Here is an 864-nt window from a genome sequence, read left to right as displayed (position 1 = left end):
GTATTGATGGCGTGTCAGGTGCAACGCGCCGCCCGGGCAATAACCGTGTGGACTTAACACCTTTACTGACTCAATTACCGGAGCTAGAAGCCGGTCAATATTACTTATACGTAGAGGCAGCTCGTGAACTGGGCGGCCGTGAAATGTTGCGGCTGCCATTGTCTTTACCAATTGAAAGCCCAATATCCATCTCAGACACCGGCGAGCATGAGCTTGGTCGCGTGTCATTAAAACTGGAGCCTTAACCATGAAATTATCTTCTGTACTGACCACCAGTCTGGCCGTTCTGACCTTATTCGCCAGCGCCAGTAGTGAAGCCCATCGTGTCTGGATAAAGCCGAGTGCAACCATTGTATCCGGCGACTCGGAATGGATTACTTTTGACGCCGCTATTGCTAACGGCATTTTCTATCCGGACCACTACCCGTTGGGACTGGACCGTGTAAAAGCCATGGCACCCGATGGTGCAGCCGTGACTTTAGAAAATGGCCACAAGGGCAAGCTTCGCTCTGTATTCGATGTTGAGCTGGAAAAAGAAGGCACATATACCGTTTACTCAGCCAGCTCAGGCTTATCGGCACGTTGGGTAGACGCCGAAGGTGAACGCCAATACTGGCCACCTCGTGGCTCGCAAAAAACCAATGAGGATTTCTATAAGGAAGTACCTCAGAACGCCAAAGACCTGGAGGTTAGTGAACGCTCACATCGTGTAGAAACTTTTGTTACCTCCGGTGCACCAACCTATGACACTTTGGGTCCAACTGGTAAAGGTCTGGAACTGGAACCGGTCACTCACCCAAATGACTTATACACCGGCGAAAACATTACCTTTAAGTTCAATATTGATGGCACAGCTGCGGCGGG

Annotated in this window: 2 protein-coding genes; both read left to right on the top strand. The window is 50.5% G+C overall.

Going from position 1 to position 864, the window contains the following annotated elements; translation table 11 throughout:
* A partial coding sequence (locus tag B3180_RS14930) for a DUF2271 domain-containing protein (protein WP_286845287.1) occupies nucleotides 1–245 on the top strand: 245 nt, incomplete at its 5' end.
* Nucleotides 246–247: 2 nt separating this feature from the next.
* Nucleotides 248–864, top strand: a 617-nt coding sequence (locus tag B3180_RS14925) for a DUF4198 domain-containing protein (protein WP_286845285.1), incomplete at its 3' end; no start/stop codon positions are given.

The sequence above is a fragment of the Idiomarina sp. UBA4206 genome (assembly GCF_002383015.1).
Classification (GTDB): domain Bacteria; phylum Pseudomonadota; class Gammaproteobacteria; order Enterobacterales; family Alteromonadaceae; genus Idiomarina; species Idiomarina abyssalis.
The sequence above is the reverse complement of the archived record's forward strand: the minus strand, read 5'-3'. Positions and strand labels throughout refer to the sequence as shown.